38 protein-coding genes and 1 tRNA gene are annotated in these 24,861 nt (G+C 68.4%); 4 read left to right on the top strand and 35 right to left on the bottom strand.

From position 1 onward, the window contains the following. Positions 1–210: 210 nt before the first annotated feature. From RN607_RS14670 to RN607_RS00520, 27 genes are all read right to left on the bottom strand, one after another. The gene (locus tag RN607_RS14670) at positions 211–561 is read right to left on the bottom strand and encodes an HNH endonuclease signature motif containing protein (RefSeq protein WP_376784203.1); all 351 of its coding nucleotides are present in this window, start codon (positions 559–561) and stop codon (positions 211–213) included. A gap of 297 nt (positions 562–858) precedes the next feature. Then, positions 859–1,074 carry a hypothetical protein gene (locus RN607_RS00645; RefSeq protein WP_313543615.1) on the bottom strand — a complete coding sequence of 72 codons (216 nt, stop codon included), beginning with the start codon at positions 1,072–1,074 and terminating at the stop codon, positions 859–861. Further along, complete coding sequence (locus RN607_RS00640; protein WP_313543613.1) at positions 1,071–1,766, bottom strand: hypothetical protein; 696 nt, start codon at positions 1,764–1,766, stop codon at positions 1,071–1,073. Before RN607_RS00640 ends, RN607_RS00645 begins: the two co-directional genes overlap by 4 nt. Beyond that, positions 1,763–2,920, bottom strand: coding sequence for a hypothetical protein (locus RN607_RS00635; protein WP_313543611.1), 1,158 nt, complete (start codon positions 2,918–2,920; stop codon positions 1,763–1,765). The genes RN607_RS00640 and RN607_RS00635 overlap by 4 nt, the downstream gene beginning before the upstream one ends. 50 nt (positions 2,921–2,970) lie before the next feature. Beyond that, positions 2,971–3,219, bottom strand: a complete 249-nt coding sequence (locus RN607_RS00630; protein ID WP_313543609.1) for a hypothetical protein — start codon at positions 3,217–3,219, stop codon at positions 2,971–2,973. Continuing rightward, on the bottom strand, positions 3,219–3,545 hold the full coding sequence (locus tag RN607_RS00625) for a hypothetical protein (protein ID WP_313543607.1): 327 nt from the start codon (positions 3,543–3,545) through the stop codon (positions 3,219–3,221). Before RN607_RS00625 ends, RN607_RS00630 begins: the two co-directional genes overlap by 1 nt. Further along, entirely contained in the window at positions 3,545–3,727 is a 183-nt protein-coding gene (locus RN607_RS00620) for a hypothetical protein (protein WP_313543605.1), read from the bottom strand. The genes RN607_RS00625 and RN607_RS00620 overlap by 1 nt, the downstream gene beginning before the upstream one ends. Before the next feature lie 112 nt (positions 3,728–3,839). Then, positions 3,840–3,980 carry a hypothetical protein gene (locus tag RN607_RS00615; protein ID WP_313543603.1) on the bottom strand — a complete coding sequence of 47 codons (141 nt, stop codon included), beginning with the start codon at positions 3,978–3,980 and terminating at the stop codon, positions 3,840–3,842. After that, positions 3,980–4,342, bottom strand: a complete 363-nt coding sequence (locus RN607_RS00610) for a hypothetical protein (RefSeq protein ID WP_313543602.1) — start codon at positions 4,340–4,342, stop codon at positions 3,980–3,982. The genes RN607_RS00615 and RN607_RS00610 overlap by 1 nt, the downstream gene beginning before the upstream one ends. Next, positions 4,342–5,070, bottom strand: a complete 729-nt coding sequence (locus RN607_RS00605) for a hypothetical protein (RefSeq protein WP_313543601.1) — start codon at positions 5,068–5,070, stop codon at positions 4,342–4,344. The genes RN607_RS00610 and RN607_RS00605 overlap by 1 nt, the downstream gene beginning before the upstream one ends. A 104-nt stretch (positions 5,071–5,174) precedes the next feature. Then, on the bottom strand, positions 5,175–5,312 hold the full coding sequence (locus RN607_RS00600; protein ID WP_313543599.1) for a hypothetical protein: 138 nt from the start codon (positions 5,310–5,312) through the stop codon (positions 5,175–5,177). Further along, a complete protein-coding gene (locus RN607_RS00595; RefSeq protein WP_313543597.1) occupies positions 5,309–5,593 on the bottom strand; it encodes a DUF7352 domain-containing protein in 285 nt (94 codons plus the stop codon). Before RN607_RS00595 ends, RN607_RS00600 begins: the two co-directional genes overlap by 4 nt. Further along, positions 5,593–5,883 carry a hypothetical protein gene (locus tag RN607_RS00590; RefSeq protein WP_313543595.1) on the bottom strand — a complete coding sequence of 97 codons (291 nt, stop codon included), beginning with the start codon at positions 5,881–5,883 and terminating at the stop codon, positions 5,593–5,595. Before RN607_RS00590 ends, RN607_RS00595 begins: the two co-directional genes overlap by 1 nt. Then, positions 5,880–6,140 (bottom strand): hypothetical protein, encoded by a 261-nt coding sequence (locus tag RN607_RS00585; RefSeq protein ID WP_313543593.1) that lies wholly within the window; start codon positions 6,138–6,140, stop codon positions 5,880–5,882. Before RN607_RS00585 ends, RN607_RS00590 begins: the two co-directional genes overlap by 4 nt. Further along, the gene (locus RN607_RS00580; protein ID WP_313543591.1) at positions 6,137–6,637 is read right to left on the bottom strand and encodes a hypothetical protein; all 501 of its coding nucleotides are present in this window, start codon (positions 6,635–6,637) and stop codon (positions 6,137–6,139) included. The genes RN607_RS00585 and RN607_RS00580 overlap by 4 nt, the downstream gene beginning before the upstream one ends. A 9-nt stretch (positions 6,638–6,646) precedes the next feature. Beyond that, the gene (locus RN607_RS00575; protein ID WP_313543589.1) at positions 6,647–8,233 is read right to left on the bottom strand and encodes a dATP/dGTP pyrophosphohydrolase domain-containing protein; all 1,587 of its coding nucleotides are present in this window, start codon (positions 8,231–8,233) and stop codon (positions 6,647–6,649) included. Positions 8,234–8,235: 2 nt separating this feature from the next. Continuing rightward, complete coding sequence (locus RN607_RS00570) at positions 8,236–8,574, bottom strand: hypothetical protein (RefSeq protein ID WP_313543587.1); 339 nt, start codon at positions 8,572–8,574, stop codon at positions 8,236–8,238. After that, the gene (locus RN607_RS00565; RefSeq protein WP_313543585.1) at positions 8,571–8,825 is read right to left on the bottom strand and encodes a hypothetical protein; all 255 of its coding nucleotides are present in this window, start codon (positions 8,823–8,825) and stop codon (positions 8,571–8,573) included. The genes RN607_RS00570 and RN607_RS00565 overlap by 4 nt, the downstream gene beginning before the upstream one ends. Then, a complete protein-coding gene (locus RN607_RS00560) occupies positions 8,822–9,391 on the bottom strand; it encodes a hypothetical protein (protein ID WP_313543583.1) in 570 nt (189 codons plus the stop codon). Before RN607_RS00560 ends, RN607_RS00565 begins: the two co-directional genes overlap by 4 nt. Next, a complete protein-coding gene (locus RN607_RS00555) occupies positions 9,388–9,993 on the bottom strand; it encodes a hypothetical protein (protein ID WP_313543581.1) in 606 nt (201 codons plus the stop codon). The genes RN607_RS00560 and RN607_RS00555 overlap by 4 nt, the downstream gene beginning before the upstream one ends. Beyond that, positions 9,990–10,385, bottom strand: coding sequence for a WhiB family transcriptional regulator (locus RN607_RS00550; RefSeq protein WP_313543579.1), 396 nt, complete (start codon positions 10,383–10,385; stop codon positions 9,990–9,992). Before RN607_RS00550 ends, RN607_RS00555 begins: the two co-directional genes overlap by 4 nt. A gap of 2 nt (positions 10,386–10,387) precedes the next feature. After that, complete coding sequence (locus RN607_RS00545) at positions 10,388–10,525, bottom strand: hypothetical protein (RefSeq protein WP_313543577.1); 138 nt, start codon at positions 10,523–10,525, stop codon at positions 10,388–10,390. Beyond that, the gene (locus tag RN607_RS00540) at positions 10,522–11,982 is read right to left on the bottom strand and encodes a ParB/RepB/Spo0J family partition protein (protein WP_313543575.1); all 1,461 of its coding nucleotides are present in this window, start codon (positions 11,980–11,982) and stop codon (positions 10,522–10,524) included. The genes RN607_RS00545 and RN607_RS00540 overlap by 4 nt, the downstream gene beginning before the upstream one ends. After that, the gene (locus RN607_RS00535; protein WP_313543573.1) at positions 11,979–12,248 is read right to left on the bottom strand and encodes a hypothetical protein; all 270 of its coding nucleotides are present in this window, start codon (positions 12,246–12,248) and stop codon (positions 11,979–11,981) included. The genes RN607_RS00540 and RN607_RS00535 overlap by 4 nt, the downstream gene beginning before the upstream one ends. A 158-nt stretch (positions 12,249–12,406) precedes the next feature. Next, on the bottom strand, positions 12,407–12,790 hold the full coding sequence (locus RN607_RS00530; protein WP_313543571.1) for a hypothetical protein: 384 nt from the start codon (positions 12,788–12,790) through the stop codon (positions 12,407–12,409). Then, positions 12,790–13,206, bottom strand: a complete 417-nt coding sequence (locus RN607_RS00525) for a hypothetical protein (protein ID WP_313543570.1) — start codon at positions 13,204–13,206, stop codon at positions 12,790–12,792. The genes RN607_RS00530 and RN607_RS00525 overlap by 1 nt, the downstream gene beginning before the upstream one ends. Further along, a complete protein-coding gene (locus RN607_RS00520; RefSeq protein ID WP_313543569.1) occupies positions 13,203–13,571 on the bottom strand; it encodes a hypothetical protein in 369 nt (122 codons plus the stop codon). Before RN607_RS00520 ends, RN607_RS00525 begins: the two co-directional genes overlap by 4 nt. A 191-nt stretch (positions 13,572–13,762) precedes the next feature. Here RN607_RS00520 and RN607_RS00515 point away from each other — a divergent pair, with 191 nt between their 5' ends. Then, positions 13,763–14,101: a hypothetical protein gene (locus tag RN607_RS00515; protein ID WP_313543566.1), complete on the top strand. Its 339-nt coding sequence runs from the start codon at positions 13,763–13,765 to the stop codon at positions 14,099–14,101. 167 nt (positions 14,102–14,268) lie between these two features. Here RN607_RS00515 and RN607_RS00510 read toward each other — a convergent pair whose 3' ends face one another. Together RN607_RS00510 and RN607_RS00505 are read right to left on the bottom strand one after the other, a co-directional pair. Next, entirely contained in the window at positions 14,269–14,454 is a 186-nt protein-coding gene (locus RN607_RS00510) for a hypothetical protein (RefSeq protein ID WP_313543564.1), read from the bottom strand. Beyond that, complete coding sequence (locus tag RN607_RS00505; protein ID WP_313543562.1) at positions 14,451–14,690, bottom strand: helix-turn-helix transcriptional regulator; 240 nt, start codon at positions 14,688–14,690, stop codon at positions 14,451–14,453. Before RN607_RS00505 ends, RN607_RS00510 begins: the two co-directional genes overlap by 4 nt. Before the next feature lie 135 nt (positions 14,691–14,825). On the opposite strand from RN607_RS00505, the gene RN607_RS00500 reads away from it, so the two are divergent. Then, positions 14,826–15,128, top strand: a complete 303-nt coding sequence (locus RN607_RS00500; protein ID WP_313543560.1) for a helix-turn-helix domain-containing protein — start codon at positions 14,826–14,828, stop codon at positions 15,126–15,128. On the opposite strand, the gene RN607_RS00495 is transcribed toward RN607_RS00500, so the two are convergent. Continuing rightward, positions 15,094–15,166, bottom strand: a tRNA-Arg gene (locus RN607_RS00495). The two genes, RN607_RS00500 and RN607_RS00495, sit on opposite strands and share 35 nt — an antisense overlap. A gap of 179 nt (positions 15,167–15,345) precedes the next feature. On the opposite strand from RN607_RS00495, the gene RN607_RS00490 reads away from it, so the two are divergent. Then, on the top strand, positions 15,346–15,984 hold the full coding sequence (locus tag RN607_RS00490; RefSeq protein ID WP_313498730.1) for a TetR/AcrR family transcriptional regulator: 639 nt from the start codon (positions 15,346–15,348) through the stop codon (positions 15,982–15,984). A 150-nt stretch (positions 15,985–16,134) separates the two neighbouring features. Here RN607_RS00490 and RN607_RS00485 read toward each other — a convergent pair whose 3' ends face one another. The 5 genes from RN607_RS00485 to RN607_RS00465 form a co-directional block, all read right to left on the bottom strand. Beyond that, on the bottom strand, positions 16,135–18,582 hold the full coding sequence (locus RN607_RS00485; RefSeq protein ID WP_313543558.1) for a beta-glucosidase family protein: 2,448 nt from the start codon (positions 18,580–18,582) through the stop codon (positions 16,135–16,137). A gap of 33 nt (positions 18,583–18,615) precedes the next feature. After that, positions 18,616–19,482 (bottom strand): ATP-binding cassette domain-containing protein, encoded by an 867-nt coding sequence (locus RN607_RS00480; protein WP_313498724.1) that lies wholly within the window; start codon positions 19,480–19,482, stop codon positions 18,616–18,618. Beyond that, positions 19,479–21,302 (bottom strand): dipeptide/oligopeptide/nickel ABC transporter permease/ATP-binding protein, encoded by a 1,824-nt coding sequence (locus tag RN607_RS00475; RefSeq protein WP_313543556.1) that lies wholly within the window; start codon positions 21,300–21,302, stop codon positions 19,479–19,481. The genes RN607_RS00480 and RN607_RS00475 overlap by 4 nt, the downstream gene beginning before the upstream one ends. Continuing rightward, positions 21,299–22,240 (bottom strand): ABC transporter permease, encoded by a 942-nt coding sequence (locus tag RN607_RS00470; RefSeq protein WP_313498719.1) that lies wholly within the window; start codon positions 22,238–22,240, stop codon positions 21,299–21,301. Before RN607_RS00470 ends, RN607_RS00475 begins: the two co-directional genes overlap by 4 nt. Before the next feature lie 77 nt (positions 22,241–22,317). Further along, a complete protein-coding gene (locus RN607_RS00465) occupies positions 22,318–23,862 on the bottom strand; it encodes an ABC transporter substrate-binding protein (protein ID WP_313543554.1) in 1,545 nt (514 codons plus the stop codon). A gap of 214 nt (positions 23,863–24,076) precedes the next feature. On the opposite strand from RN607_RS00465, the gene RN607_RS00460 reads away from it, so the two are divergent. Beyond that, the gene (locus tag RN607_RS00460) at positions 24,077–24,703 is read left to right on the top strand and encodes a TetR family transcriptional regulator C-terminal domain-containing protein (RefSeq protein ID WP_313498713.1); all 627 of its coding nucleotides are present in this window, start codon (positions 24,077–24,079) and stop codon (positions 24,701–24,703) included. The last annotated feature ends 158 nt before the right edge of the window (positions 24,704–24,861 follow it).

The following is a 24,861-nucleotide window of genomic DNA, read 5'->3' as shown; positions in this document are numbered from 1 at the left end:
AGTCGAGCGGGTCGGCGGTCATCAGCTGGCTCCTCTCGGCGGGCGCCAGCGGCGCGGTCATGGGCATCGGCAAGGAGGGGGTCAGATACCCCCCTGGGCTCAAGGGGGGGTCCACATTCCGCGGCATTTCGCGCCGAGCCCCGGCGGCGCGCCGACGCCCCCCTGGGCCTGCGATCCGAACCCCCCTGCCCCCGTGCATCATGCCTGGTATCAGACCCTTTTTGGTTGGCAGGAGTTGCGTCGCGCCTTGGCGATCGTGAGCGTCTTCCTCCTGTGGTGCTCAGTGCACAACAGTTGACAGTTCCTGAGGTCTCTAGCGTCGCCACCGTCAGCGATCTCAATGATGTGATCGAGCTCGAGGTGCTCGTCCGTGCCGCACCACGCGCACGTGTCGCCGCGGGCGAGCAGCGCGTTGCGCAGCTGCTCACGCTCACCGCCGGACAAGGCCAGGCTGTTCGCGCTCGGGTTCTCCCACGGCTTGCGCTGGTGCTCGTCGCAGCGCCCGCCCTCGGTCGCCAGGCGAGAGCAGCGCGTGCAACGCGATGGTGCTCGTCTGGCCATGCTGTCCCCGCCCTCGCTCTAGCCCATGCACGCTCGCGGCGTCGGTGGTGTCGACTGGTGAGGGCGGGAAGTCTGGGGTGAAGCCGGTGCCGCTCGACTTCGACCAGGAGGAGGCGCAATCCCCGTGATACGCCGCGGCCACTCCTCAGCACGCATCGGCCCGCAACCGAGCGTGCCGGACCTCGACAAGACAACAAGCCGAGGCCGGGCATGACAAAGGCCCGGGCGGTGTCCGCTCCGGGCCTTACGTGATGTCAGGGCACACGTCGCCCTGCCGCTCCAGTGTAACCGGAGACGCTATCGGGGCTTCGCGACACGCCCGTAGACGGCCTTGATCGCGGCCTGGCGTGGCCACAGCGACACCCCCCTCGAACCGCGCCCCACGGGCTCCACACCCGCCTCCTGCACGTACTTCAGGATCGTCTTGCGCGTCACTCCGAACCACACAGCGAGTTCCGACGTCGACACCACGCCTGAGCGCCGCGGCTGAGAGATCACCATGCGCCGGGTCATCGCAGGCCCTCGAAGGCGGCATGGTGGGCGAGCCTCGCGTCGATCACGTGGGTGTGGTCCTTGCTGCAGCGCGCCTCCGGGTGAGAGTCCTTGAACGCACGCTGACGCTCGGCGTCGGACAGCGCGTCGTCAGCGAACGGAATCTCGACCTCGAGCATGCCGCCGCATCCCGGCTCGAAGCACTCGACGTCGATCGGGTTCCACCGGCCCAGGTCCCGATCGAACACGTGGGCAGCGCGGTCGACGACGTCCCGGAGGTCCGCGAGGAACTCGAGGCGGAGGTGCTCGGAGGGATGCTCGGTGAAGTGGCCGGCACGCTCGGACATAGCGGCGAGCTGCTCGAGCGTGCCGTCGAGGAAGCCCGTGCTCCACGCGCTCGAGTAGACCAGCACCGCCGCGTACTCGGCCGCGAACACCTCGATCTCATGCCGCGCGTCGATGACCGACACGTCGCCGGGCGCCGGCGGGGCAGGCTCCTTCGACCCGCTGACACGCTTGCCGCGTCCCGGCCGAGGCCGGCGGGTGAGCTCGGTGCCCAACAGGAGCCAGTAGCCCGACGCCTGCTCGAGGCGATGAGAGACCAGCACCGTGATCGGCAGGTTCGTCTTCAGGCTGCGAGCGTTCCACCACGTGGCGGCCTCGATGAGACGCTCGGCGGTGCGCTGCGCCGCGGTGAGGTCACTGGCGTTCACGGCTGGTCCTCCCGAACGTGCTTGTTCCTGCCCCTGCGACCCCTTCGGCGGGCAGGGCGAGACTCCCCAGACCTTCCCGTCCCTCCCCTACCCTTACCTGTCGGGGGGGTGGGTTCGTCCGGCTGATTCGTGCGGGGAATGGGGTCTGGGGGCAGTGAAGTCGTCTCGCGGTTTTGGACCGGTTTGACGTCGGTTTGGGGTCGGTTTGCGGTGCGCGGGGTCCCGCTGGCTGCGGGGTCGCGTGGGTGCGCGGTATCCGCCGCTGTGGCGGGTCGCGCGGGGGTGGCTGGCGCGGTGTCCGCCTGGGTGGCGGGTCGCGCGGGAGAGGGCCCCTGAGGGGCTGCTGAGGTGTCCTCAGCGGTGCGCGGGGTCCGGTCGTAGGCCGGGTCGCGCGGCGCGGGGTCCGTGGGCTGTGCCACGGGTCGCGCGGAGATCTCGATATGGGGAAGAAGGTGGGCTCGGCCGGTCTTGCGGACGCCTGCGTAGCCGTGGTTGACGCGGAGGTACTTCGCGGTGTTCTCGGTGTAGAACGGCTTCTCCGGGGCGTCCTGCCAGGGGGCGATGTCGTTCGCGTCCGCCCGGTTGGAGCGGATTCCGTTGCAGCGTGTGCAGGTGACGGCGAGCATGTCCGGGTTGCCGTCGGCCGGCACGCCCGGGTACTTGTGGTCGAGGGTTCCGCGGAGGTCGTCGCCGGCCTTCGCTCCCCACTTCACGACCGCGTGACACACTCGGCACTGATCGCCGTCGCGGTAGCGGACCTGGGCCTTCAGCTTCGGGTCCGCAGTCTCCTTGCGGCACAGCTTCTCCCACGCGACCTGCTGCGGCCGCTTCCAGTGCACGAGCTTCTCGTAGCGCTGCAGCCGGTACACGCCGGGGCCGGCGTCGACCATGTAGTTGTAGTCGAGCAGGCCCTGGATCAGCTCGGCCGTCCCCCATGGCTCGATCGTGACGATGTCGCCGAAGGTCACGATTCCCTCGACGTCGTCATTGCTCGCCCCACCCTCACAGGCCGCGACCGCCGAGCGCATCATGACCGACACGAGCTCGATGTAGGCGCCGAGCAGCGTCGAACGCCAGAACGCGCGCGTCTCGACCATCGGTGCAACGACGGTCCGATGGCCTGCGAGCTCGTCGTAGGTGTGATTGACGGCCACGAGTGGTGTCCTGATCCTTTCGCGGGGAAGCGAGTCATGGGGGTGGAGTCCTACGCCTCGATCGGGCCGATGGTGAACGCCTCCGGCGGATGCGCCTGCCGTTCGACGTACCGCGCGAGCTCACGGCGCGCCTTGCGCTCCGCGCTCGCCCGGCCGAACCGGATCCAGCCGAACCCCTGATCACCTCCGAACCGCTTGCTGCCGTCCTTGATGTAGATCCGCCATGAGATCCGACCGGTCTTCGCGATGACAGCCACCGGGCGTGGACGCTTGGTCGGCGGCTGGTTGAGGTTGCTCACTACTCATCTCCTTGCTGCTGGTCGCTCTCGTACACGCGGCTCGTGATGAACATCCGAGCTGGCATGAGCGGAGCCTCAACGTGCTCGAGCGGGATCCCAAACGCTGTGAAGGGCGGACCGGAGATGGGTACAGACGCCAGCATCCGCAGCTGTTGCACGAGGCCCTCGAAGTCCTCGGTGCGTGCGAGTACCTGAAGCTTCACAACTCGGGGTCGCTGCTGCTCCTCCGCGATCAGGTCGTACACCCCCTCGAGCCACGCGAGCCACGGCTCGTCATCGACCGGCACCGGCGGCCGCGAGCGCATCTGGATGTCTTCGGGGTCCATCAGGAGACCTCACCCCATTCCAGGTCCTCTGCGATGTGGAGGAGGACGTCGTTGAGGATCGCCTCGAGCGTGTCGTCGCCCGGGCAGTCGCACGGCGTCGTGTGGCGCAGGGTGTGGTGTGCGTCGCGTGACTCTTGCGCGGCCGCGAGCGCCACTGTGAGGTACGGGTGGCGGTGAGCCATCAGGGCTGCTCCTCTCGCGGCCACTGGTGGTCGCCGTCGTAGTGGTTGGCGTGCGGGATCGTCATCGCGTCGCAGCGGTGGTTGCAGGTGGGGCACGTGGCCGGGCAGCGGGTCATCGTCGGCTGCCGGCCATCGGTCCGTATCCGCGGCGTGCTTGCCAGCGGAACACGGCTGGGTAGATGACGCGATCGAGTAGCACGGTCCAGAGTGCGGCGATCGCGAGGATCCCACCGAAGTAGATCAGCGCCGCCATCACCCCTCCTCCCCGCACTTGGGGCATGCGTCGACGGGCGCGGTCCAGCGGGTTCTGCAGGACGAGCATCGGTGCCCCTCCTCCCCGTCGCGCGAGAGGGCGGCAATCTGCGCATCCCAGTTGCCTCGGATGACGTTGGCAGCGCAGTGCATCCCGGCGGCATGCGTGTTGTGCTCGGGTGCAGATGCAGCGAGTGCGGTCGACGCGGCCAGTTCGATTTTGCGTGCTGCCTTGGCCAGCAGTTCCGCGTCGTGGGCGGCGAGCCAGCGGTAGAACTCAGGTTCAAGGACCGCGCGCTCGCCACTGTCCGCGTAGTGGCTCCGCACTTCCTCAGTCGTCGGCGTGTAGTCGTTGTCGGTCATCACTCACCACCCGCCTCGATGGCGTCGGCGCAGTCGACCGCGAGCGCCCACACCTCGTCCTTGCTCAAGTCAGGGTCGGAGGTGCGCAGCGAGTAGACCGCACGGCCGAAGTCCCTCAGCACCTCGGCCTTCACGACGCGCTCCGGGCGTGCGGTGGCGTGATCCTTCTGGAACTTCGCGTGTGGATCGCTGAACGCCTCCGATGCGGTCCACCTGCACCCCGTGCAGGTGTAACGCAGGTCGGTGAGCGACGGGTTCACCATGACGTGCTCGGGTCGTGCGGTGGCGGGGGTGAGGACGGTGGCGGGAAACATGGCCGACGTGACGTGCCCGGAACCACGGAACTTCGCGAGCAAGGTCCCGGCCATCGAACACGTGTTGACCGCGGTCAGAATCGGCGTGTTCGGGTCGAGCGCCTCCAACTCCTCGACAGTCTCCACCGTCACCGGCTGGGGCTCGGGTCGTGCGGTGGCGAGCGACTCGATGATGCACCGCGCGCACATGCCTGCGCCGTCTGCATCCATCCACACGACTTCCCCGCAGTCGGTCCGCCCCGACTCGCACGTGCTCGCCGACGGTGGCGCGAAGTACGCGTCCTTGAGTGCTCGACCCTTCTCGTCGTGGGTGAGGTCGATGACGAAGTACTCGCAGCCGTGGTGCTTCTCGCCGGGAACGTCGCGGTGGTCGCGGCGGCGCACGTAGTAGCGATCGCCGAGGGTGGGGCTCATGATGACGGGACCATGCTCAGCCGCGCGTGCACAGCGGTAGCCACCGCAGTCACCGCTAGTGGGGCACGTGTACGACGCCGCGTGATTGTCGCCGCTTCCCGCGTTCATCGCAGGGCCTCCATGAACATGATCACGGCCACCCACACGATCGGGAGTGCGATCGCGAGCGTGACGAGGGTGATGAGGATGACCAGTGAGAGGCCTTCGAGTGTGAGGATGCGGTGGTATCGGTGGGCGTTCATCGGGTGACCTCGTAGACATGGAAGACGAGCTGGGCGCCGCGCATGTTGACCTGGCAGGAGCCGATGTAGGTGCCGGCGGTGGGCACGGGTTGCCCGGTGCCAACGACTTCGAAGAAGCGGGCCACGAGGGGGCGGCCGTGGGCGTCGTCGACCTCGACCCAGATGCACAGTGCGTCGGCCTGCCAGCCGACGTGCAGCGGCTTCGCCCCTTGGGGCATGGAGATCACGTCGGCTTGGACGCCGAACTCGTTCATCACCGGGTACTTCCAGACGGCGCGCATCAGACCATCACCTCGAGTCCGAAGCGACGGGCGACGTCGACCGCGAGCGCGACGCAGGGCCAGGAGGCCTCGGGGCCGTCGTGCTGGTTGTCCTTGCAGGTCTGCTCGTGGATGAGGTCGGCGGCGAATTCGATCTGGGCGGTGGTTGCGTGCTTGCGGGAGTAGGCGTCGCAGGTGACGCGTTCGGTGGTGCGTGTGAGGCGGTCGGTGCGGGGCAGCTCGAGCGGGGTCTTGCCGCAGCACATGGTGACTGCGGAGGAGCCGGCGGGGACGAGGTGGGTGGTGCTCACTTGTCGGCCTCCGGTTCGATGATGTCGGCGAACCCTTGGAGCGTCAGGCCGAACAGCGCGTAGACCATGCGTCCGGTGATCGACGCTCGGTCGCAGGCGGCGGCGGCGAGGAGCACGGCGCGGGCCTGGTCCGTCTTGGCCTGCTTGATCTTCTCGGCGAGGAGATGGTCGGACTCGAGGAGCTGCTTGTGGAGTCGCTCCATTGCCTCTGCGGCCGCGCTGAGCACGTCCTCGGCGTCGGTGTCCGGCGCGGTCACTGGTCGTCCTCGGGCGCGTCGCTGTCCTCGTCGTCGACGAGGGTGAGCGAGAAGGTTCCGCCCTCGCTGTCGTTGATGACCGCATCGGGGTCGTCGGTGTCGCTGCTGATCTGGCTGGGGTCGGGTTCGTCGAAGAGGCCTCCGGCGAGGTACGACTGGCCGGTGTTGTGGTCGACCGCGCCGTCGGCGAATGCGGCCTCGATGTTGTCGCTGATGAACAGCGGGAGCGTGTCGCGGTGGGTGCGGTGCTGGAGGGCGTCGCGCAGGAGTCGCTCGGCAGTGTGGGCGTCGACGGGGCGGACGAGCTCGATGCGGTCGATCGCCATGACCGGGTCGACCGTGCGCTTCTCGCGGTTGTCGATCAGCTGGGCGGTCGAGAGGACGACGATCGCGATGCGGCGCTCGTCGGGATGGTTGACGACATCGGAGGCGTGGGCGGCGAGTCCGTTGCGTTCGAGGTCGTCGTCGATCTTCGGGAGGGTTCCTGACAGCTTCATGATGGTCTCCTACTTGCCGTTGGTGGTCTCGGCGGCGGGGACAGCCTTCGGGTCGTCGATGTCGCGGTCCATCCAGCGGCCCGGCGCCGGGTGGGTGCGGTCGACGTCGACGCCGTCCCTGTTCGGGACCGGGCGCAGACGTAGGCGGCTGTACAGGGCGTCGATGATCTCGAAGTCGGACAGTGAGATCTCGCCCTGGGCGTCGAGGGTGGTGATCCTGCGGGCGAGGTCTCCGAGTCCCTGTTCGAAGTCGTCGAAGTGGCCGGGGTCGTAGCCGATCGCGTACAGCCCGAAGATGCGGCGGCGGGTGCCGACCGCCGGCACCATGTGTGAGGTGGGCGGCTCGACCCTCGTGGTCGTGAACGGCTTCGGCGGCGCCGGCTTCGGTGCGGTCGGCACCGGAGTCGAGACGGCCTCGGGTGTCGACAGTGCGACGTCGGCCTGGTCGGCGGGCTCGGCCGTGCGCTGTTGTGCGATCTCACGCAGCCGGTAGTACTTGATCCGAGAGCTCGCAGCCCTGCCGGTCAGGCCGGCGAGCTCGGCGGCCTCAGACACCGTCAAGCCTTTCGCGAGCGCGGCGATGATGATCTCGTTCTGGTGCTTCGATGCCTCCGACTGTGTGCGGCCCCCGAGGGAGTGGCGCTTGGGCTTGACCGGTGCAGGCTCCGGCTCCGGCTGGAGCGTCGGAGTGTCCGCGGAGATCTCGACGACGCGATCGTCGTCGAGGTCGAAGACCTCGGCGATGCTCTGCTCGTCTGTCGCGAGCGTCGGCGCCGTGACCTGGACCTCGTCGAAGATGGCGACTGTCGGCTCCATGCCTTGGAGGCCGGCTGGCTTGCTGGACACGGCGTCGCCCTGGGGGTGTGCTGCCCAGCTGGACGCGGCGTCGCCTTTGAAGTCATGGGTTTCGTGGCTGTCCGGGTGACCCAGGGTTCGGGTGCACACGTAGATGTTGCCGTCGCCCATCACAGGCGAAGTGGCGAGGCACAACGGTCCATCCATGAACGCGACCGACCCGTCGTACATGCGCGTGATCGCGCGGGCTGGGGCGCTGACCGGGGGAAGGATTCCATGCTCGGCGAGGAAGCGCCGCTGCCACGGGGCGAGGGTGTCGAGGAAACCTTCGATGGTGTCGGTGCCGAGCGCGTCACGCTCGTACTGGGCGTTCAGCTCGTGGCCCTCGTCGAAGTCATCGCCGGAGATCCCGACGCGCGCCCGGTCCGCGCGTGCTCCGTCGAGCAGCTCTTGCTCCCACTCCGCGAGCGGCTCGCCGTTGTCGTAGTCGACGTGCTCGATGGCCTTGTCGAGCGGCTGGGTTCGCCAGTCAGGCCAGATGCGGCCCTCGTTGACCCTCTGCTTGTCGAGGATCGCGTCGAGGATCTGCTGCGGAGTGAAGCCGCGGCGCATCGCACCGTCGAAGTGGAGGATGATGCCGTCGGCCCACTCGGAGAGGTCATCCGGGTTCTCCTCGATCTCCTTGATCTCCTTGCGGATGTGGTCGATGCACCCCGCGGTGCGTTCACCGGGTCCGAACGTGACCTGGGAGAAGCCGTGCTGGCGGTACAGGTGGGCGGCGTCGAGAGCGAAGGCGCACATCGCTAGTTCTCCTTCACGAGCGACACGACGGGGATCTTGAGCTCGGGGACGGTCACGCCGTGCGCCTGCTCGTGCACCTGCTGTGCGGCCGCCATGAACTCGGGCGTCAGCTGCAGCGTGAACGTCTTGGGGCGGAGCGCGTCGACGAGCTCGTGGATCTCGTCGGCCATGCGTGCGATCGAGTCGTTGCGGTCGAGCTTCACCTCCCGCCCGAACCGAGCGGCCAGCACCTCGAGTCGGGCCTCATCACGCGGATGCCCGATCCGGTTGAGGAGGAAGGTCTCGGCCTCAGTGAGCTTCTCGTGCGCGTCCTGCGCGGCCTGGCGGTTGTTGACGGTCATGGCGTGTTCTCCTGTGGTGCGGGGATGATCTCCGACAGGTCGAGGCGGTACTCGACGTTGTGGTGGGTCAGCACCAGGGCCCGATGACCGAGGTGGTGCTGGTCGATCGCGAAGCGCACGATCGAGGCCTTCGTGAAGCCGCTCATGTCCTTCCAGCGGCGCTCGATGCCGGCGGACCTGTAGACGTCGCCGACGAGGATCTCCACCTGCATGCGAATCTCGGCATCGGCATGGTCACCCACGCCGGTCATGCGACAGCCCTCGGCATCACGTGGAAGTACTCGGCGAGTGCGGCGGCGGCGGCGCGATCGGCGATATCGACCTTGCGGTGCGTGCATATCGAGACGTGGTTGAGGATCGCGATCGCCGGGAGCACGGACCGACCTGCGGGCTGTTCGATAGCGCGGGCGCTCCCATCGGCACGGACAGCGACCAGCATGGGACGGGCGCCCGCATGATGGGCGGGGACGATCGCTATGCCGTTGACGGCGGTGAAGACTCCGATGCGGCGGGCCATCTCGTAGTCGATCTCGTCCAGCTCGAGGAACGGGCGAGAGTCCGTCCCGCCGTCGATGAGCATGTGCGCGGAGATCTCCGTGTCCGTGAGCCGACCCTGGCGACGCTGCTCGAGGATGCCGCGACGGCGGGCCCACGCGACGATGAGACCGACGGTGCAGACGGCGAGGAAGACGAGGAGCATGTAGGGGGCCCTCCCTAGGGCGTAGAGCGCGGCGACGTTGACGGTGCCGGCGGCCGCGGCGACGATGATCAGCCAGGCCCGCACGTCCGGGTTCGCGAGGGACAGCCGGATCCTCACGAGGCACCTCCCGCCATGGGACGCGCAAGGTACTGCGCGAACGCGTCGCACGCGAGGTACTCGTGATGCTCGAGGCCGTGACCCGTGCACGCCGCGAGGTGCGCGAAGGCACGCTGCGCGACCTTCTCCGACTCCTGGTTGGGCATGAGAGCCGTGAACGTCGGACCCTCAGGAGAGACCGCGATCAGCCGCGATGACGTGTCGTACTGCTCGATCGAGACCGTCCACTGGTTGTCGGCGACGAACACGCCGAGCGCGTCCGGGTCGTAGGCGGCCGACGTTGCCGACCGGATCAACCCCGGGACGTACAGGTAGTGACGGATCCGGACCGTGACCGTCGTGCCCGCGAGCTGGTCGGGAAGCATCACGCTGCTCCCACCGGCTCCGTCCGGCTCGATCTCGTGCCACTGCCCGTCGTCGTCCCGCACCTCACCGATGGCGACAGCGACACCCGTGCGGTTGATCGAGAGGCGAGCCTCCCTACGCTCGTCACGCTCCTTCCACCACGCCTGAGTGGCGTTCGCGACGTACCGTGCACCGAAGCCCAGGAGCAGCCCGACAACGATCGAGGTGGCGGTGAGGATGACCAGGCGCGCGATCATGATCCTGCCCCCTGCAGCCGCATGTTCGCCTCGATCGCGTACAGGCGGTCACGCTGCTCGGCGCGTTCGCCGTCGGTCATCTCCATGCCCGCGGGACGCGCCGCCGCGAGACGACCGATCTGTCGCGCGACGAGACGACGAATCGACTTCCGCGTCACCTCATCGAGGCCCCACACACCCGCCTGCTCGTGGCGCAGCGCGAACATGATGCAGTCACCGCGCACCGGGCAGACAGCGCAACGCTCGAGCGCCGGCGCCGGCGTCCAGGCACGAGCGCCAGGCCCGTCGGGCTGGAAGAACAGCTCGCGGTCCTCACCACGGCAAGCCGTGTCCTGCGTCATCCAGTCGCCCATACCGGACGAGGCCGACACCCGCGTCTTCGTCAACGCCATGGTCAGCCCCCCACCTGCATCAGCGACGCGCACAGGAGACCCGAGATGAAGCCCGCGAGCGCAGCCGTGAAGAGCCCGCCGATCGCGGCCCGTGAGAGGCGGCTGGCGTGGTGCGGCCGCTCGTCTCCCCGCCACTTCACGACGCCACCTCTTCGGCCTTCGTGGTGGCGATCGTCACGAGCTGCTGCTCGATGTCGCTCAACGGGTAGCCCGCGCCCTCGAGCGAGGTGAGGATGTCGCGGACCTTCTCGAGCTTCTCCGTGCCTCCCTTGCCGACGGTGTAGTCGTAGTCATAGGCGTCGTCAGGGATCTCGGTGTCGACGTTCGGAAGCAGCGCGAGCGTGAGAAGGTCTAGGTCTGCCTTCGGCGCCTTGAAGTCGGCGTCTCGCTCCTCCCAGTAGTCCAGACCAGAGCTCTCCAGGTAGTCATGGCCGGTCACCCAGTCGGTCGTGAGCTTCACCAGCGCGGCGCGGGCGTCGGCCGTGGCCGTAGTGCCGTCCGTCATGACCGTCCGGATCCAGGACTTGCGCGCCGCGCAGGCCGCGCCGAGGTCCTCGTCGAGCTGGTGGCGAGCCTCACGCTTGGCGCGCTCCTTCTCCGACTCGACCTTCCCTCCCGTCTTCAACTCGGGGTGGTGCGTCGCGGCGTCCGTGCAGTAGTGCGTCGCGCTGCGCTCCTTCGTCTGGTACGCCGTCGAGTCCGCAGAGTGGACGATGAACTGGCCGGGGCAGTCCTTGTGCTGCTTCGGAGTGAGGCCGAGCGCAGCGATGTAGGTCTGGCCCGTGTAGTCGCCGGCTTGCCCGTGGATGGCATGCTTGATTCCCTGGGCATCGAGGTCGGCGATCCACTTCTCGTCGGCCCTGCGGTTCTTCACCAGATCGACCGCGTTCGACATCGACCACGACGCGAGCGTGCCCGAGTCCAGGCGAGCGGCCAAGTCCTCGTACACGTCCGGGTCGGAGTCGCGGATCTCCGACAGCGTCACCGCGTCGTCGAGAGTGATCTTCCGGTTCGCGACGTACTCCTCCGCCTTCTCAGGCAGCGACGCGAGCGCGAGACGGTTGTCGACCGTGGTGCGGGCGTGGCCGGTGCGGCGCGCGATGTGAACCTTCGTGACTCCCAGGTCGAGCAGGCCCTGCATGCAGCGCCCCTCCTCGAACCGGGTCAGGTTCGTGCGATGGCCGTTCTCGATGAGCATCGCCTCGAGCTGGTCCGTCTCCGACATGTCCTCACGGATGATCGCCGGCACCGTCGCGACGTCCGCGAGCCCGGCGGCCGCCGTGCGACGGTGGCCCGCGATCACGCGGTACACAGGGGAGCGCTTCACGAGGCTCACTGCGTCGGCCGGCGCCGGCACAAGAACGACCGGCTCGAGGATGCCCTTGGCCTTGATCGAGTTCGCGAGCTCGGTGAGGTCGCCGAGGTCCTTGCGCGGATTGTGCGGGTGCGGCTCGATCTGGTCGAGCGGCACATCACGCAGGATGTGCGAGGCGGGGGCGATCGCGTCAACCGCAGTCGACGTTGACGTCGACGGCTCCGCGGCCGGCACGGACGTGCGCTTCCTCGAGGCGGGCTTCTTGGCAGCGGTCGCAGTCATCGGACGTCCTCCAGGACCTTCCGGGCCACCTCGAGACCCATGCGGGTGCCCATGTGGATCTTGGTTGTGACCTGCACTACGACGGGAGTGACGGAGACATCCGCCTCGGAGACGCCGAGGTTCCACAGGTCGCGCTTGACCTGCTCGGCAGCCTTCTCGGCGAAGTCGATCGCGTTGGCGAGGTTGGTGAGCGATGACGCCTGGAGGAACTCGCCAGTGCCGGCGACTGTGCCGCCGAGGTACTGGGTGGTTTCGGTGGTTGGCATGTGCGGGGCCTTCCTGGGTTACGGGGATGTCGAGTGGTGGGGACGGTCCCGGTGGGGGTTCCGGGACCGTCCCGGGGAGCGCCCCTGAGGGGGTGGGGCGGTTGTGAGGCGCGGGCCTGCAGGACGCGAGGAGAGAGAGGGGCAGGCCCGCGCCTGGCTTAGGGGCCCTGTCCGGCGTGTGCGCGGTGTGGGCTGGTGCGGCGGGCTGCGTCCGGCTGGAAGGCCGGAGATCGCCGATCGGAAGGACAGGCGAGGATGTGCTGCTTCAGCGGGTACTCGTCGTACTGGGTGCCCGCCGCGTCGGTCCACACCTCGGTGCCGAACGGCTCCGTCGTCGTGATGAGCCGCGCGCGCTCCTCGAGCGTGACCCGGTCCGTGTAGCGGACATACTTCTTCGCGTCGGGGTCCGACCAGTGGTCCTCACGCCAAGGCTCGAAGAGCATCACCGTCTCGCTGCCGTCGCGCTTGGTGTACGGCAGAGCGAGCACCGGGCGGCCGCACAGGCTGTGGCGGCGCGGCTTGTGGTAGTCGTGTCGAGGCATCACCGATCACCACCGATCCGGCGGTACAGGATCACCCCTGCGCCGTTCGCCTTCTTCCCCACCGAGGGGATCCGCTTCGGGTACTCCGCTCCGCGGTACGTGAACGTCATCACCTCGAGCAGCCCCTCGGTGCAAGCGCGATGCCACAGGCCCGCGCGTCCGTTCTGGGGGAAGCCCTCGCCGTCGAGTTCGTCACGGACGTCGTTCGACGAGATCTCGTCACCGACCCGGACCCGCAGGATCAGCGACCTGAAGAAGACCCACGCCTGCTCCTTCAGGCTCGCCATGGCGGCCGCCTGGCCGGCGGCCTTCGCGGCGCGCGCCTGCTCCAGCGTCACGTTCGACGAGGCGCGCTCCTCGTCATCGCGGATCATGTCGAGAAGGTCCGGCCCCGCGCCCATCATCGTGTCCGTCATGACCGCACCTCGATCGACATGAGGGCCGCGAGCGCGCGGCCGTAGAACTCGTCGTTGCGCTTGACCTGCTCGACGAGCTCGGTGTGCGCGTTGATGCACCCCCAACACGGTCTGGTCGGATCGGTGGAGTGGGTGCAGCGGACGTGCAGCGTCTGGAGGATCGCCGCGTTGACGGCCGCGAGGGCGTCGACGATGTCGCGGGCCTGCTGCAGCTTCTGGCGCTGATCGCGAGCGAGCAGGTCGTCCGCGAGCGCGTCCTCGGCTGAGGGAAGTGCGGGGACCTCGCCGGTGAGGGTCGGCTCATAGTGGTCCGCAGCGAACGCGAGCTCGTCGAACGGCTCGTTCTGCGCGATGGGCCGACACATCAGAGGTCTCCAGCGATCTCGTCTAGGTCGGACTGAACTCTCGCGAGGGACTCGGACAGTTGCTGAAGCGCAGCGAATCTGGCGGCCTTCATGGCGTCGGCGCGGGGGCCAGGGTCCGAGCCCCCGCGCGCGCCAGCCTCTACCGTGGTGTCACGAGCGGAGTGCAGTCGCTCATGAATAGAGGAGTCCTGATGCCGAAATACGGTGGAGAACTGCGAATTGGCGAGACGAGCTTCTGGCTCGGCCATCTCGCCTACCTCGACATGGTGATCGTCCTGAAGAAGGGCACCGTCTTCATGTATCGGGGAGAGAGCGTCGACGGGCCGATCCTGGATCGCTGGGCCGCCGCTGGCGGCGAGCTTGGGGAGTTCTTCCCTGACCCTGCCCTGCCCGACCGCATCTCGTTCACTCGTGAGTCCACCATCGTCGACGACATCGACCATGTCTTCCGCGGAGACGCCTTCCCGCTGATCTTCGAGGACGACACGAGCGGTGGCCTGCTCATCACTGAGCTGCCAGAGCCCGCCTGACCTCGCTCTGACTCGACGGTGGCGCACACGGCGCATCTGATCCGTCGCACGCTTCTCCGCTGAGTAACGTTCGGAAAGCGTGGCGATGGTCGTGAGCGCTGCATCGAGTTTGGCGTTGAGCTCATGGATCTCGCGGCGCGCTTCGAACTCGTTGAATGTCTGGCCGATCACGATCCCACCCCCTCGCGGCGGCGGTCGCGCCACCCGGCGGCGAACGCTCCGAGCACGGGGCGCCAGCCCGCGGTGCGGGCCAGGCGTGGAAGGTTCGCGAGTGCGTCGAGGAACACGGTCGGGGCATCGAGCGCGTCGTAGCCGTCCGCGTGTGCAGAACGGATCGCCTGCCGCGCGGTCACGACTCTGCCCCGTTCAGGCGAGCGAGATGGGCCTCGACCTCGGCACGACGCTCGGCCGCGAGCGCCTCAACATCGCCGCGCTTGAAGCGCTTGGGTCCGGTGCGCCCAGGGAACTTGTCGATCGGCTGCAGCTTCGGTGCTGTGCCGGACGAGATCCGGTTGACGGTGCTCGTGTCTACCCTGAGGATGCGAGCGGCTTCCGCCGTGGTGATCTGCTCATCCGTGTGCATCTGCATAGGGCAAGGTGTACGCGCGGTCGCCGCACATGTCAAGGCATATGCATAACTTACGGCGTGTCGCTACTTTCAACCTCTTGTGCAACCTTGCTCAACGCGCTAACTTATGCATAGGCACTAGAGAAGGAGGTAGCCATGATCCCCGTATTCGACAAGGGCGACCGCTTCCGGAAAGCGCGCGAGTCCAAGGGGCTGAATCAGTTCGAGCTCGCCGAGAAAATCGGGATCGGGCGTGCGTCTGTGCAGAACTACGAGACCGGTCGCATCGACCCCAAGCCCCTGATCGTGAAGCAGTGGGCGCTCGTCACGGGCGTACCCGTGTACTGGCTCCAGTGGGGAATGGACGAAGCCCCGACCGGACCTGTGCCTGATCGGGGCTTTGGTGAACTCGTGTTCACAGCAGCGCGCCCGGAGGGATTCGAACCCCCAACCTTCTGATCCGTAGTCAGATGCTCTATCCGTTGAGCTACGGGCGCGTGACCCTTGCGGGCCGAGTCAATACTATACAGGCAGTTGCACGGTGGTGGTGACACTTCGCGCGCCTCGCCATCGGGGCCCCGGCACGGTAGCATGACGAATATCAAGTGTCCGCTCGGTTTTACGTGTCGGGGCGATCCGCCGTCACCTCACGAGCGCACGAGCCGAAGGAGGCCCGATGTCCGCGCCAGCCGCACAGCAGCCGCGCAAGCCACGGGGCCCCTACGCCAAGACCAAGGCCACACGCCAGCGCATCCTCGACGCAGCGCTGCAGGTGTTCGCCGAGTCAGGCTTCAGGTCCGGATCGCTGCGCGAGATCTCCGAGAAGGTGGGACTCTCCGACGCCGGCCTCCTCCACCACTACCCCACCAAGGCCGCGCTGCTCGAGGCCGTGCTCCGCCACCGCGACGACGTCGCGCTGCGCGACTTCAACATCGACCTCGAGGACCCCCGCGCCGTGGTTCAGAGCTTCCTCGACATCACCGAGCGCAACATGAACCAGCCCGGCGTCGTCGAGCTCTACTGCACGCTGTCGGCGGAGGCCACCACCCCGGACCACCCCGCCCACGAGTTCTTCACCGAGCGCTACGAATGGGTCCGCGGACTCGTCGTCGGAGCCTTCGAACGCCTCGCCGCCGCTGGCAGCCTCAACGACGGCGTCGACCCGCGCTCCGCGGGCATCCAGCTGATCTCCCTCATGGACGGCCTGCAGGTGCAGTGGCTCCTCGACCGTTCGGCACTCGACATGACGGTCGAGGTCAAGCGCTACCTCGACGGGCTCGCGCGCACGCCGTTCATCGACCCGCGTCGGCGCTGACCGCGACGCCCGGCTCGGGCAGGCACGCACTCCAGGCCCACAGGCACTCGACGCCCGCACACGCGTGGGGGAGGCATCGCCTCCCCCACGCCGGCGGGTGCTGCCGGTGGGACCCCATGCAGCACCGATCCAGGGCGGCGGCCCAGGCCGTCAGGCCTCGAGGCGCACCGCGGCCGACAGGGGAAGATCGACCGCCGTCGCGCCCGCACGCAGTGTGAACCCGCCCGGTTCGTAGGCCCAGCCCGCATCCCAATGCGCCAGGTCACGCGCGGTGACGGTGATGAACGCGCGCGTCGTGTCGCCTGCGGCGAGCCTCACCACGGCATGGCCGACGAACCATCGCGCCGGACGCTCCACGGTCGAATCGGGCCGTTCGGCGAACAGCAGCACGACATGCTTGCCCGCACGGTCACCGGTATTGGTGACCGTCACCGCGGCCTCGACGTACCCGTCCGGAGCGAGCGCGCCTGACACCGAGAGACCGCCGATCTCGAACGTGGTGTACCCGACGCCGTGGCCGAACCAGTACGCGGGCGCAGCATCGGCGCGCAGCCAGGCACGGTACCCGATGTGGATGCCCTCCTCGTAGACCACGGCACCGTCCCGCGGGGTGACGTCCAGGACGGGGACGTCCTCCTGCGCGGAGGGCCACGTGGTGGGCAGACGTCCGCCGGGCTCGACCGCTCCGAGCAGCACGTCGACGAGCGCGTGGCCGAACTCCTGGCCACCGAACCAGCCGAGCAGCGACGCCGCGACCTTGTCACGCCACGGCATCAGCACGGGCGAGCCCGAGTTGACGATCACGACGGTGCGGGGGTTGACCGCCGCGACCGCCTCGACGAGCGCATCCTGGTGGCCCGGCAGCGCCAGGGTGTCGCGATCGAACCCCTCGGACTCGACCTTCGCGTTGGTGCCGACCACGACGACGGCCACGTCGGCTTCGGCGGCCAGGCGCACCGCCTCGGCGATCAGCTGCTCGGGAGCGGCCTGACGCGGGCGGCCTCCGACGGTGAAGGCCAACGCGCCGGCCAGCGCGCCGTCCCGCTCGCCGAGCTCGACCGCGAACCGCACCTCGACCGGCACACCCGCGCGGAGCTCCACCGGCACCGCCGCGACGCCCGGCGACAGCAGCGCGGCGCCCAGGTCCTCACCCTCCGGCGAGATCACCTCGTCGATGCGCAGCTCGCCGTCGATCCATACGCGCGCGGGTCCGGTCACGGCGCACCCGAGCTCGATCTGCTCGTCACGCTGCGGCGTCAAGGTGAAGGCTGCGCGAACGGTCCTCGCGGGCGCGATCGGCGCGTCACCACCGAACCACACGTACTCGGTCGCGAGACGGTCCTCCGCGAAGATCTGGACGCCATCGGCGTCGAGGAACTCCACTCGTGCACCCGGAAGCCCGGTCACAGGGTTCGTGATCTGCTCGGCAGGGAAGCCGGCGAGGCCCACCTGGTTGAGCGCCCCCACCGCATAGCGGACGTCCACCCCTGGCAGCGCCTTGGTCAGGCACTCCAGCGGCGGGTCCACGCGCTCCGGCACGACCGTGGCGCTGCCTCCGCCCTGCGTGCGCGCCTGCTCTGCGTTCGAGCCGAGCACCGCCACCGAGCGCAGGGACGACGCGTCCCACGGAAGCTCACCACGATTCTCGAGGAGCACCATGCCCTCTGCTGCCGCCTCGCGGGCGAACATGACGCCATCCTCGCAGTCGACGGGCTGCGGCTCACCGCCGAGCGCGCCCACCCGGACCGCCAGGCGCAGGATCCGACGCACCTTCTCGTCGATCGTGCTCTCGTGGATCTCACCTGCCGTGACAGCGGCCACCAGGGCGTCGCCCCACGGACCGATCGGGCCGGGCATCACCAGATGCTGGTCGGCCTTGGCGGAGTCCACAGACCGCACCGCGGTCCAGTCGGACACCACGACGCCGTCGAATCCCCATTCGTCCACGAGCGGCGTGGTGAGCAGGTCGCTCTCGGTGGCCGTGGTGCCGTTGATCGAGTTGTAGGAGCTCATCACGAGCCATGCGTGCGACTCGACGACGGCCCGCTCGAAGGCGAGCAGGTAGACCTCGCGCAACGCCTTCTCGGACACCTGGGTGTCGGCCGTGAACCTGTCGGTCTCGTAGTCGTTCGCGATGTAGTGCTTGGGCGTCGCTCCCACCCCTGCGTCCTGCAGTCCGCGCACGTAGAACGCCGCGAGCTCCGCCGTGAGGCGCGGGTCCTCGCTGAACGCCTCGAAGTGCCTGCCGCCAAGCGGCGACCGATGCATGTTGATGGTGGGTCCGAGCACCACGTCCACGCCCTTGCGACGCGCCTCCGACGCCGCGACGCGTCCGTAGCGGTACGCGATCTCGGGGTCGAACGACGCCGACAGGGCCGACGCGCTGGGCAGGTTGAGCGAGGGTGAGCGCTCGTCCCACTCAGGTCCGCGCACGCCGGACGGGCCATCGGACAGCGTCATGGACCGCAGCCCGATGCGTTCGATCGCGACGGTCGACCAGAAGTCCCGGCCGGTGAGCAGCGACACCTTCTCCTCGAGCGAGAGCTGGGAGATGAGCGCGTCGAGGTCGACGGTGACGTCGACGTCGGAGTGAGTCATGCGAGGGTTCCTTAGGGTCGGTTGCAGCGAGGCTCAGGCGGCGCCGGCCTGGACGTCCGCCTCACGCTGGGCGGCCAGCATCCTGGCTCGGTCGGCGCGGCGCTGGGCCTGGCGGTCGGGGTCGGCCACCGGGGCGGCCATCAGCAGGCGCTGGGTGTACGGGTGCTCGGGGTCGCTGGTCACCTTGTCGCCGTCGCCGTACTCGACGATCTCGCCGTGGTACATGACGGCGACGCGGTGGCTCAGATGCCTCACGACCGCCAGGTCGTGGGAGACGAACAGGTACGCGACGCCCGTCTCTTCCTGGATGCTCTTGAAGAGGTCGAGCACGCGTGCCTGCGTCGACAGGTCCAGAGCGGACACAGGCTCGTCGCACACGATCAGCTGCGGCTCGAGCGCCAGCGCACGCGCGATCGCGATGCGCTGCCGCTGCCCGCCGGAGAACTCCCGGGGCAGACGGTCCGCCGCGTTGGACGGCAGACCGACCTGATCGAGCAGCTTCCGCACGCGCTGCGAGGCCTCCTTGGCGGGGATCCTCTTCACGCGCAGCGGCTCGGAGAGGGTCTGCTCGATCGTCATGGACGGGTTGAGCGAGGTGTAAGGGTCCTGGAAGACCACCTGGATCTCATCGGACAGGCTCCTGCGCTCCCGGCGGTTGAGGTGACCGATCTCGCGCCCCTTGTACTTGATGGACCCGCCCGTGACCGGGGCGAGGCCCAGGACCGCGCGGCCCAGGGTGGTCTTGCCCGACCCTGACTCGCCCACCAGTCCGACGCATTCGCCGGGACGGACGTCGACCGAGACGTTCTTGAGGACTCGGAACGGCTTGTTGCCGATCCCCTTGACGGGGTACTCGACGATGAGGTCCTTGACCTCGAGCAGCGGCTCCACGGTGGTCATCGGGCACCTCCAGCGGTGGTGTGGCGGTCGGACGCATGGGCGAGCGCGCCACGGGCGGCGCCGTCCTCGAGGATCGCGTCGAACAGCGACCTCGTGTAGGGGTGGCGGGGTTCGGCGAAGATGGACCGTGCGGGGCCCGTCTCGACGATCCGCCCGTTCTGCATGACGGACACCCGGTCGCAGATGTCGGCGACCACGCCGAAGTTGTGCGTCACGATCAGGATCGCGACGTCCAGCTCCTCCTGGAGCCCTCGCAGCAGGTCGAGGATCTCGGCCTGGACCGTCACGTCGAGAGCCGTCGTCGGCTCGTCGGCGATGATCAGGTCCGGGTCGCAGGAGATCGCGCCGGCGATCAGGACGCGCTGCGCCATGCCGCCTGAGACCTCGTGGGGATATGCGTTGAAGGTGCGCTGCGGGTCGACGATGCCGACCTTGCTCAGCAGGTCGAGGGCCTTGGCCTTCGCCTCCTTCGCCGACAGCCCGAGCGTGACCCGCATCGGCTCCACCATCTGGCTGCCGATGGAGAAGGACGGGTCGAGGTTGGACATCGGCTCCTGCGGGACATAGGAGATCCTGCGGCCCTGGATGGAGCGCATCGCCTTGGCGCTCTTGCCGGTGAGGGTCTCGCCGTCGAAGACGACGCTGCCTGCCGCGACGCGACCGCCGTCCGGGAGCAGTCCGAGGACCGAGAACGCCGTCTGGGTCTTGCCGGATCCGGACTCCCCGATGAGGCCGTGGACCTCGCCCTTGCGCACGGCGATGTCGACGCCGTTGACCACCTGGGTGAGCGAGCCGTCGGGCTGGTCGTAGCCGACCACGAGCCCCGTCACCTGCAGCAGCACAGGGGCGTCGGCCTCCTTGATCTCCGCGTGCACCACCGGAGGCTCGCCGGAGGAGTCGACTGCCGCGTCCGCGGCGGCCTTCGCCTTGCCCTTGAGCTTCTTCGGCTTCGCCGAGCGCTCGAGCTCGTCGCGCAGGGTGTTGGCGAACAGCGCGAAGCCGATCGCCGTGAGCGCGATCGCGGACGACGGCCACACCAGCTGGATCGGCGTGAGGTACATCGCGCCGAACGCGTCGTTCAGCATGGAGCCCCACGTGGGGATCGTCTGGTCCAGCATCCCGATGAAGCCCAGTCCGGCCTGGATCGCGACCGCGATGATCGCCACCGTCGCCGACTGGATGATGACGGGAGCGCGCACGACCGACAGGATGTGCCGGCCGATGATCGACAGGTCCTTCACGCCGGCGACGCGTGCGGCGTCGACGTAGAGCTCGTTGCGGACTCCGACGACCGCGGCGTGCGTGAGGCGGAAGAAGGCGGGAGCGAGCAGGACTCCGAAGATGGACATGGCGATCCACATCGACGGCCCGAGCACGGAGCGGGCCGCCAGCAGGACCACGATGCCGGGCAGCGCCATCAGGAGGCTCGTGACCCACGACGCGAGCGACTCGAACCATCGGCCGTAGAAGCCTGCGATGAGGCCGGACGTCACGCCCAGGAAGGCGGCGATGCCGGTCGCGAGCGCCGCGCCGAGCAGCGAGTAGCGCGACGCGAAGAGCAGACGCGACCAGATGTCGCGACCCGAGGCGTCGGTGCCGAGCAGGTAGTCGCCGCCGGGGGCCTTCCTCAGGTTCAGCAGGTCGGCGTAGTTGGGGTCGTGCGTGGCGAGGACGCCCGCGAAGATCGCGGCGGCGAACACCAGGGCCAGGATGATGAGGCTGATGAGCCCCGTCGGGTTCTTCAGCACCCGACGGAACAGGTGGCTCTTGCGCCCGGCCGCCTCGGCGATCTCGAGCGGGACGTTGGCGGAATCGCTCATGAGAGGCGCACCTTCGGGTTGAGGAACCCCTGGAGGACATCGAACAGGAGGTTCACGAGGACGACGACGATCCCGACCGCGACCACCAGGCCCATGACGAGCGGGATGTCGCCCTGGGAGGTCGCCGTGACGGAGACCTGCCCCAGGCCGGGGATGGCGAAGATCTGCTCCACGATCACGGCGCCGCCGACGAGGCCGACGAACTGGACCGCGAGGACCGCGAGGGCGGGGCCGCCCGCGTTGCGAAGGACGTGCTTGTAGACGACCCGGCTCTCGGGGATGCCGCGGCTGCGCAGCGTGCGCACCCAGTCCTGACGCATGGCGTCGATGACGGAGCCGCGGACCTGCTGGGCCACTGCGGCGACCGCGCCCACGGACAGCGCGATGATGGGCAGCGTCACGGTGCCGAGCCAGCCGGTGAACGAGTCGCCGATCTGCACGTAGCCCGTGGGCTTGAACCAGCCGAGCTGCAGCGCGAAGAAGCGCACGAGGAAGATCGCGATGAGGAAGTTCGGGATCGCGAATCCGAGGATCGCGACCACCTGGATGATCCTGTCGGCGATGCCGCCCTTGCGCGCGGCCCAGACACCCATCGCGACCGCGATGATCGCCGACAGGATGACGGTGCCGATGACGAGCGAGAGGGTGACGGCGAGCCGGGAGGAGATCGCCTCCGCGACCGGCTGCGACGTGAACCACGAGCGGCCGAAGTCACCGTGGACGGCGCCCTGGAGCCAGTCCAGGTAGCGCGGGAGGAGAGGCTGGTCGAGGCCGAGCTCTGCGGCCTTCTTCGCGACCGTGTCCTCGGTGGCGCTCTGGCCGAGGATGGTGCGGGCGATGTTGCCGCTGCCCATGTAGAGCAGCATGTACGACAGCGTGGAGATCGCGAGCAGGAGTACCACGCCGGCGAGCAGCCGGCGGATGATGAAGCGAACCATCGGGGGGTCCTTTGCCGAGGTTGTGAAGTGTGCTGGAGGGGTGCCGGCGCCGCATGCGACGCCGGCACCCTCGTCGGCTACGCGGCCGGCTTGATGTTCCAGATGTAGGGGTACACGTTGCCGGTCTGGGCGACGGCGGTCGTGTTCGCGTCGACGGCGAAGTTCGTCGTCAGGCGGTAGAACGGCGCGAACCAGGCCTGGTCGACGACGTACTTGTTGAGCTCGGCGCCCGCAGCGGTGTCACCCTGCTGGATCTTCGAGACCAGGTCGGTCACTGTCGCGTCCTCGACGTGGAACGGGTTGAAGATCGCCTCGGGGGTGATCGAGAAGGTCGCGATCTGCCAGTCGGTCGGGTCCTCCTGCAGCTGCATGAACGCCGCCGGGTACTTCGCCGCGATCATGTCGTTGATGTAGTCGCCGATCTGCAGGTCGGTGTACTCGACGGTGATGCCGATGTCCGCGAGCTGCTGCTGGATCAGCGGGAAGATCTGCGACGGGAACGCCGAGGAGCTGGGCATCTGCAGCGTGAAGCCGTTCGGGTAGCCGGCCTCGGCCAGCAGCGCCTTCGCGCCCTCGGGGTCGTACGAGTACGTGGTGTCGAGCGACGCGTCGTAGCTGGACGAGCTCTCGGGCCAGATCTGCTCCGTCACCGAACCGTAGCCGGAGACGAACGCGTTGAGGAGGGCCTCGCGGTCGAATGCCATGTTGATGGCCTGGCGCACGCGCACGTCTGAGAGCTCAGGCGCGAGGGTGCCGTCCCGGTCCATCAGCAGCAGGCCCTGGTAGTCGAGCTCCGAGCTGACCAGAGAGAAGCCGGCCGCCTCGATCTGCGGGATCGTGGTGGTGTCGCTGACGAGTCCGGCGTTGACCTGACCGCCCTGGATCGCGTTGAGCAGCGCGCTCGAGTCGGAGTAGATGTTCAGCACGAGGTGCGAGTAGTACTGCTCGTCGGGGTTCCAGTAGTCGGGGTTCGCGTCGTACACGTACGTGGTGCCGACGACCGTCGAGGCGGTGTCGAGGATGTAGGGGCCGGAGCCGATCGGCGTCGTCTCGACGTCGGGGCTGTCGAATGCGGCCGGGCTCTCCTGCATGCCTGCGTTCATGGTGAGGTACCACTCGAGCGAGGGGTCGGGCTCGGACATGTCGATCTCGAGCGTGTAGTCGTCGACGGCCTTCGCGTCGGCCACGCGGCTGAGCCAGGAGGCGTTCGACGACGTGCCGTCGCGGAAGCGGAGGACGTTCTGAGCGGCCACGTCGGCGTTGAACTGGGTGCCGTCGGTGAAGGTGACGTCGTCGCGCAGCTTCATGGTGAGGACGGTGCGGTCGCTGTTCCAGCTCCACTCGGTGGCCAGGTTGGGCGAGATGGTGCCGTCGGGCTCAGCGCGAAGCAGGGAGTCGTAGACCGCCTGGGTGTAGAGCGACTCGGAGCCGAAACCGGTGTTCTGGGCGGACATGCTGGTGGGTGGGGTGCTGGTGGCGATGGTGAGCGTGCCGCCGGTGCTGGAGGTCGAGTCGCCGCTCGCGGTGGTGTCGGACGTGCCCGATCCTCCAGAGCAACCGGCGACCAGCGAGATCGTCGAGACCACAGCGGTGGCGATGAGCCCGCGCTTGATGGAGAACATCGTTGTTCCTTCCCTTGGGGAGCCGACCCTTCGTTGGGTGGTCTCCGTTACCGTAACTCTAAACCCAAGTGCCCGCAAGGGATTTATCTATTCGTTACCGAATGACACTTCATCGCGGTGGCTCCGGAACCCCCGACGACCGCTCGGCACGGCACGCATCGACCACCGAGGCGTACAGTCGACGGATCGCAACGGAGCGACGAGGAGGCACCTCATGGACGGCACCTGGACCCTCGAGTCGATCGCACGGATGCCCTCCGCACCCGAGCTGGAACCCGAGCCGCTGCTCGACGCCGTGCTCGCCGAGGCCGCCACCACCTCCATCAGCGCGAGCTCGCTCGACGCGATCGCGGCACGCGCGGGCACCACCACCGCCACGATCCGTGACAGGTACCCGGACCTCCGGGTGCTCATGGTCGACGCGCTCAGGCGGCGCGACGAGCTCGGTGCCGCGCAGATCGCGCAAGGACCCCGCGACGGACGCGCGCTTCTCCAAGGATTCCTGGCGACCGCGCAGGCGAACACCGCGGCGCCGGGCGCGGTCGAGCTGTTCGCCACCCTGTCCGCAGCTGCCACCTCCGCCGACCACCCCGGGCACGAGTACTTCCGGCAGCGCTACGCCTCGCTGCGGCACCTGCTGGTCGATGCGCTGCGCGAACTCGAGGAGGAGGGCGAGCTGGCGGAGCACGCCGACCCGGTCGACATCGCGACCCAGACCATCGCGCTGCTCGACGGGCTGCAGGTCCAGTGGCTGCTGGACCGCGGATCTCTCGACATGGCGGCGCTCGTGCGCACGTTCCTCGACGTCTGGGTGCTGCACCCCCTCGCCATCGACGCGTGAGCGGCGCCTCAGGCGCGCGCCCGCCCGCGCGCGCCTTCACGCCACGACACCACGACCATGGGATGTTCTCCTCAGCGCCACACGTCCCCGGAGCGCACGCGTCGAGCAGAACATGAGGGAGCAGCGGTGGTCGGTCACAACGGAGACGTCTCGTTCTG

The sequence above is a fragment of the Demequina capsici genome, assembly GCF_032102965.1.
In the GTDB taxonomy this organism is placed as follows: Bacteria; Actinomycetota; Actinomycetes; order Actinomycetales; family Demequinaceae; genus Demequina; species Demequina capsici.
The sequence above is the reverse complement of the archived record's forward strand: the minus strand, read 5'-3'. Positions and strand labels throughout refer to the sequence as shown.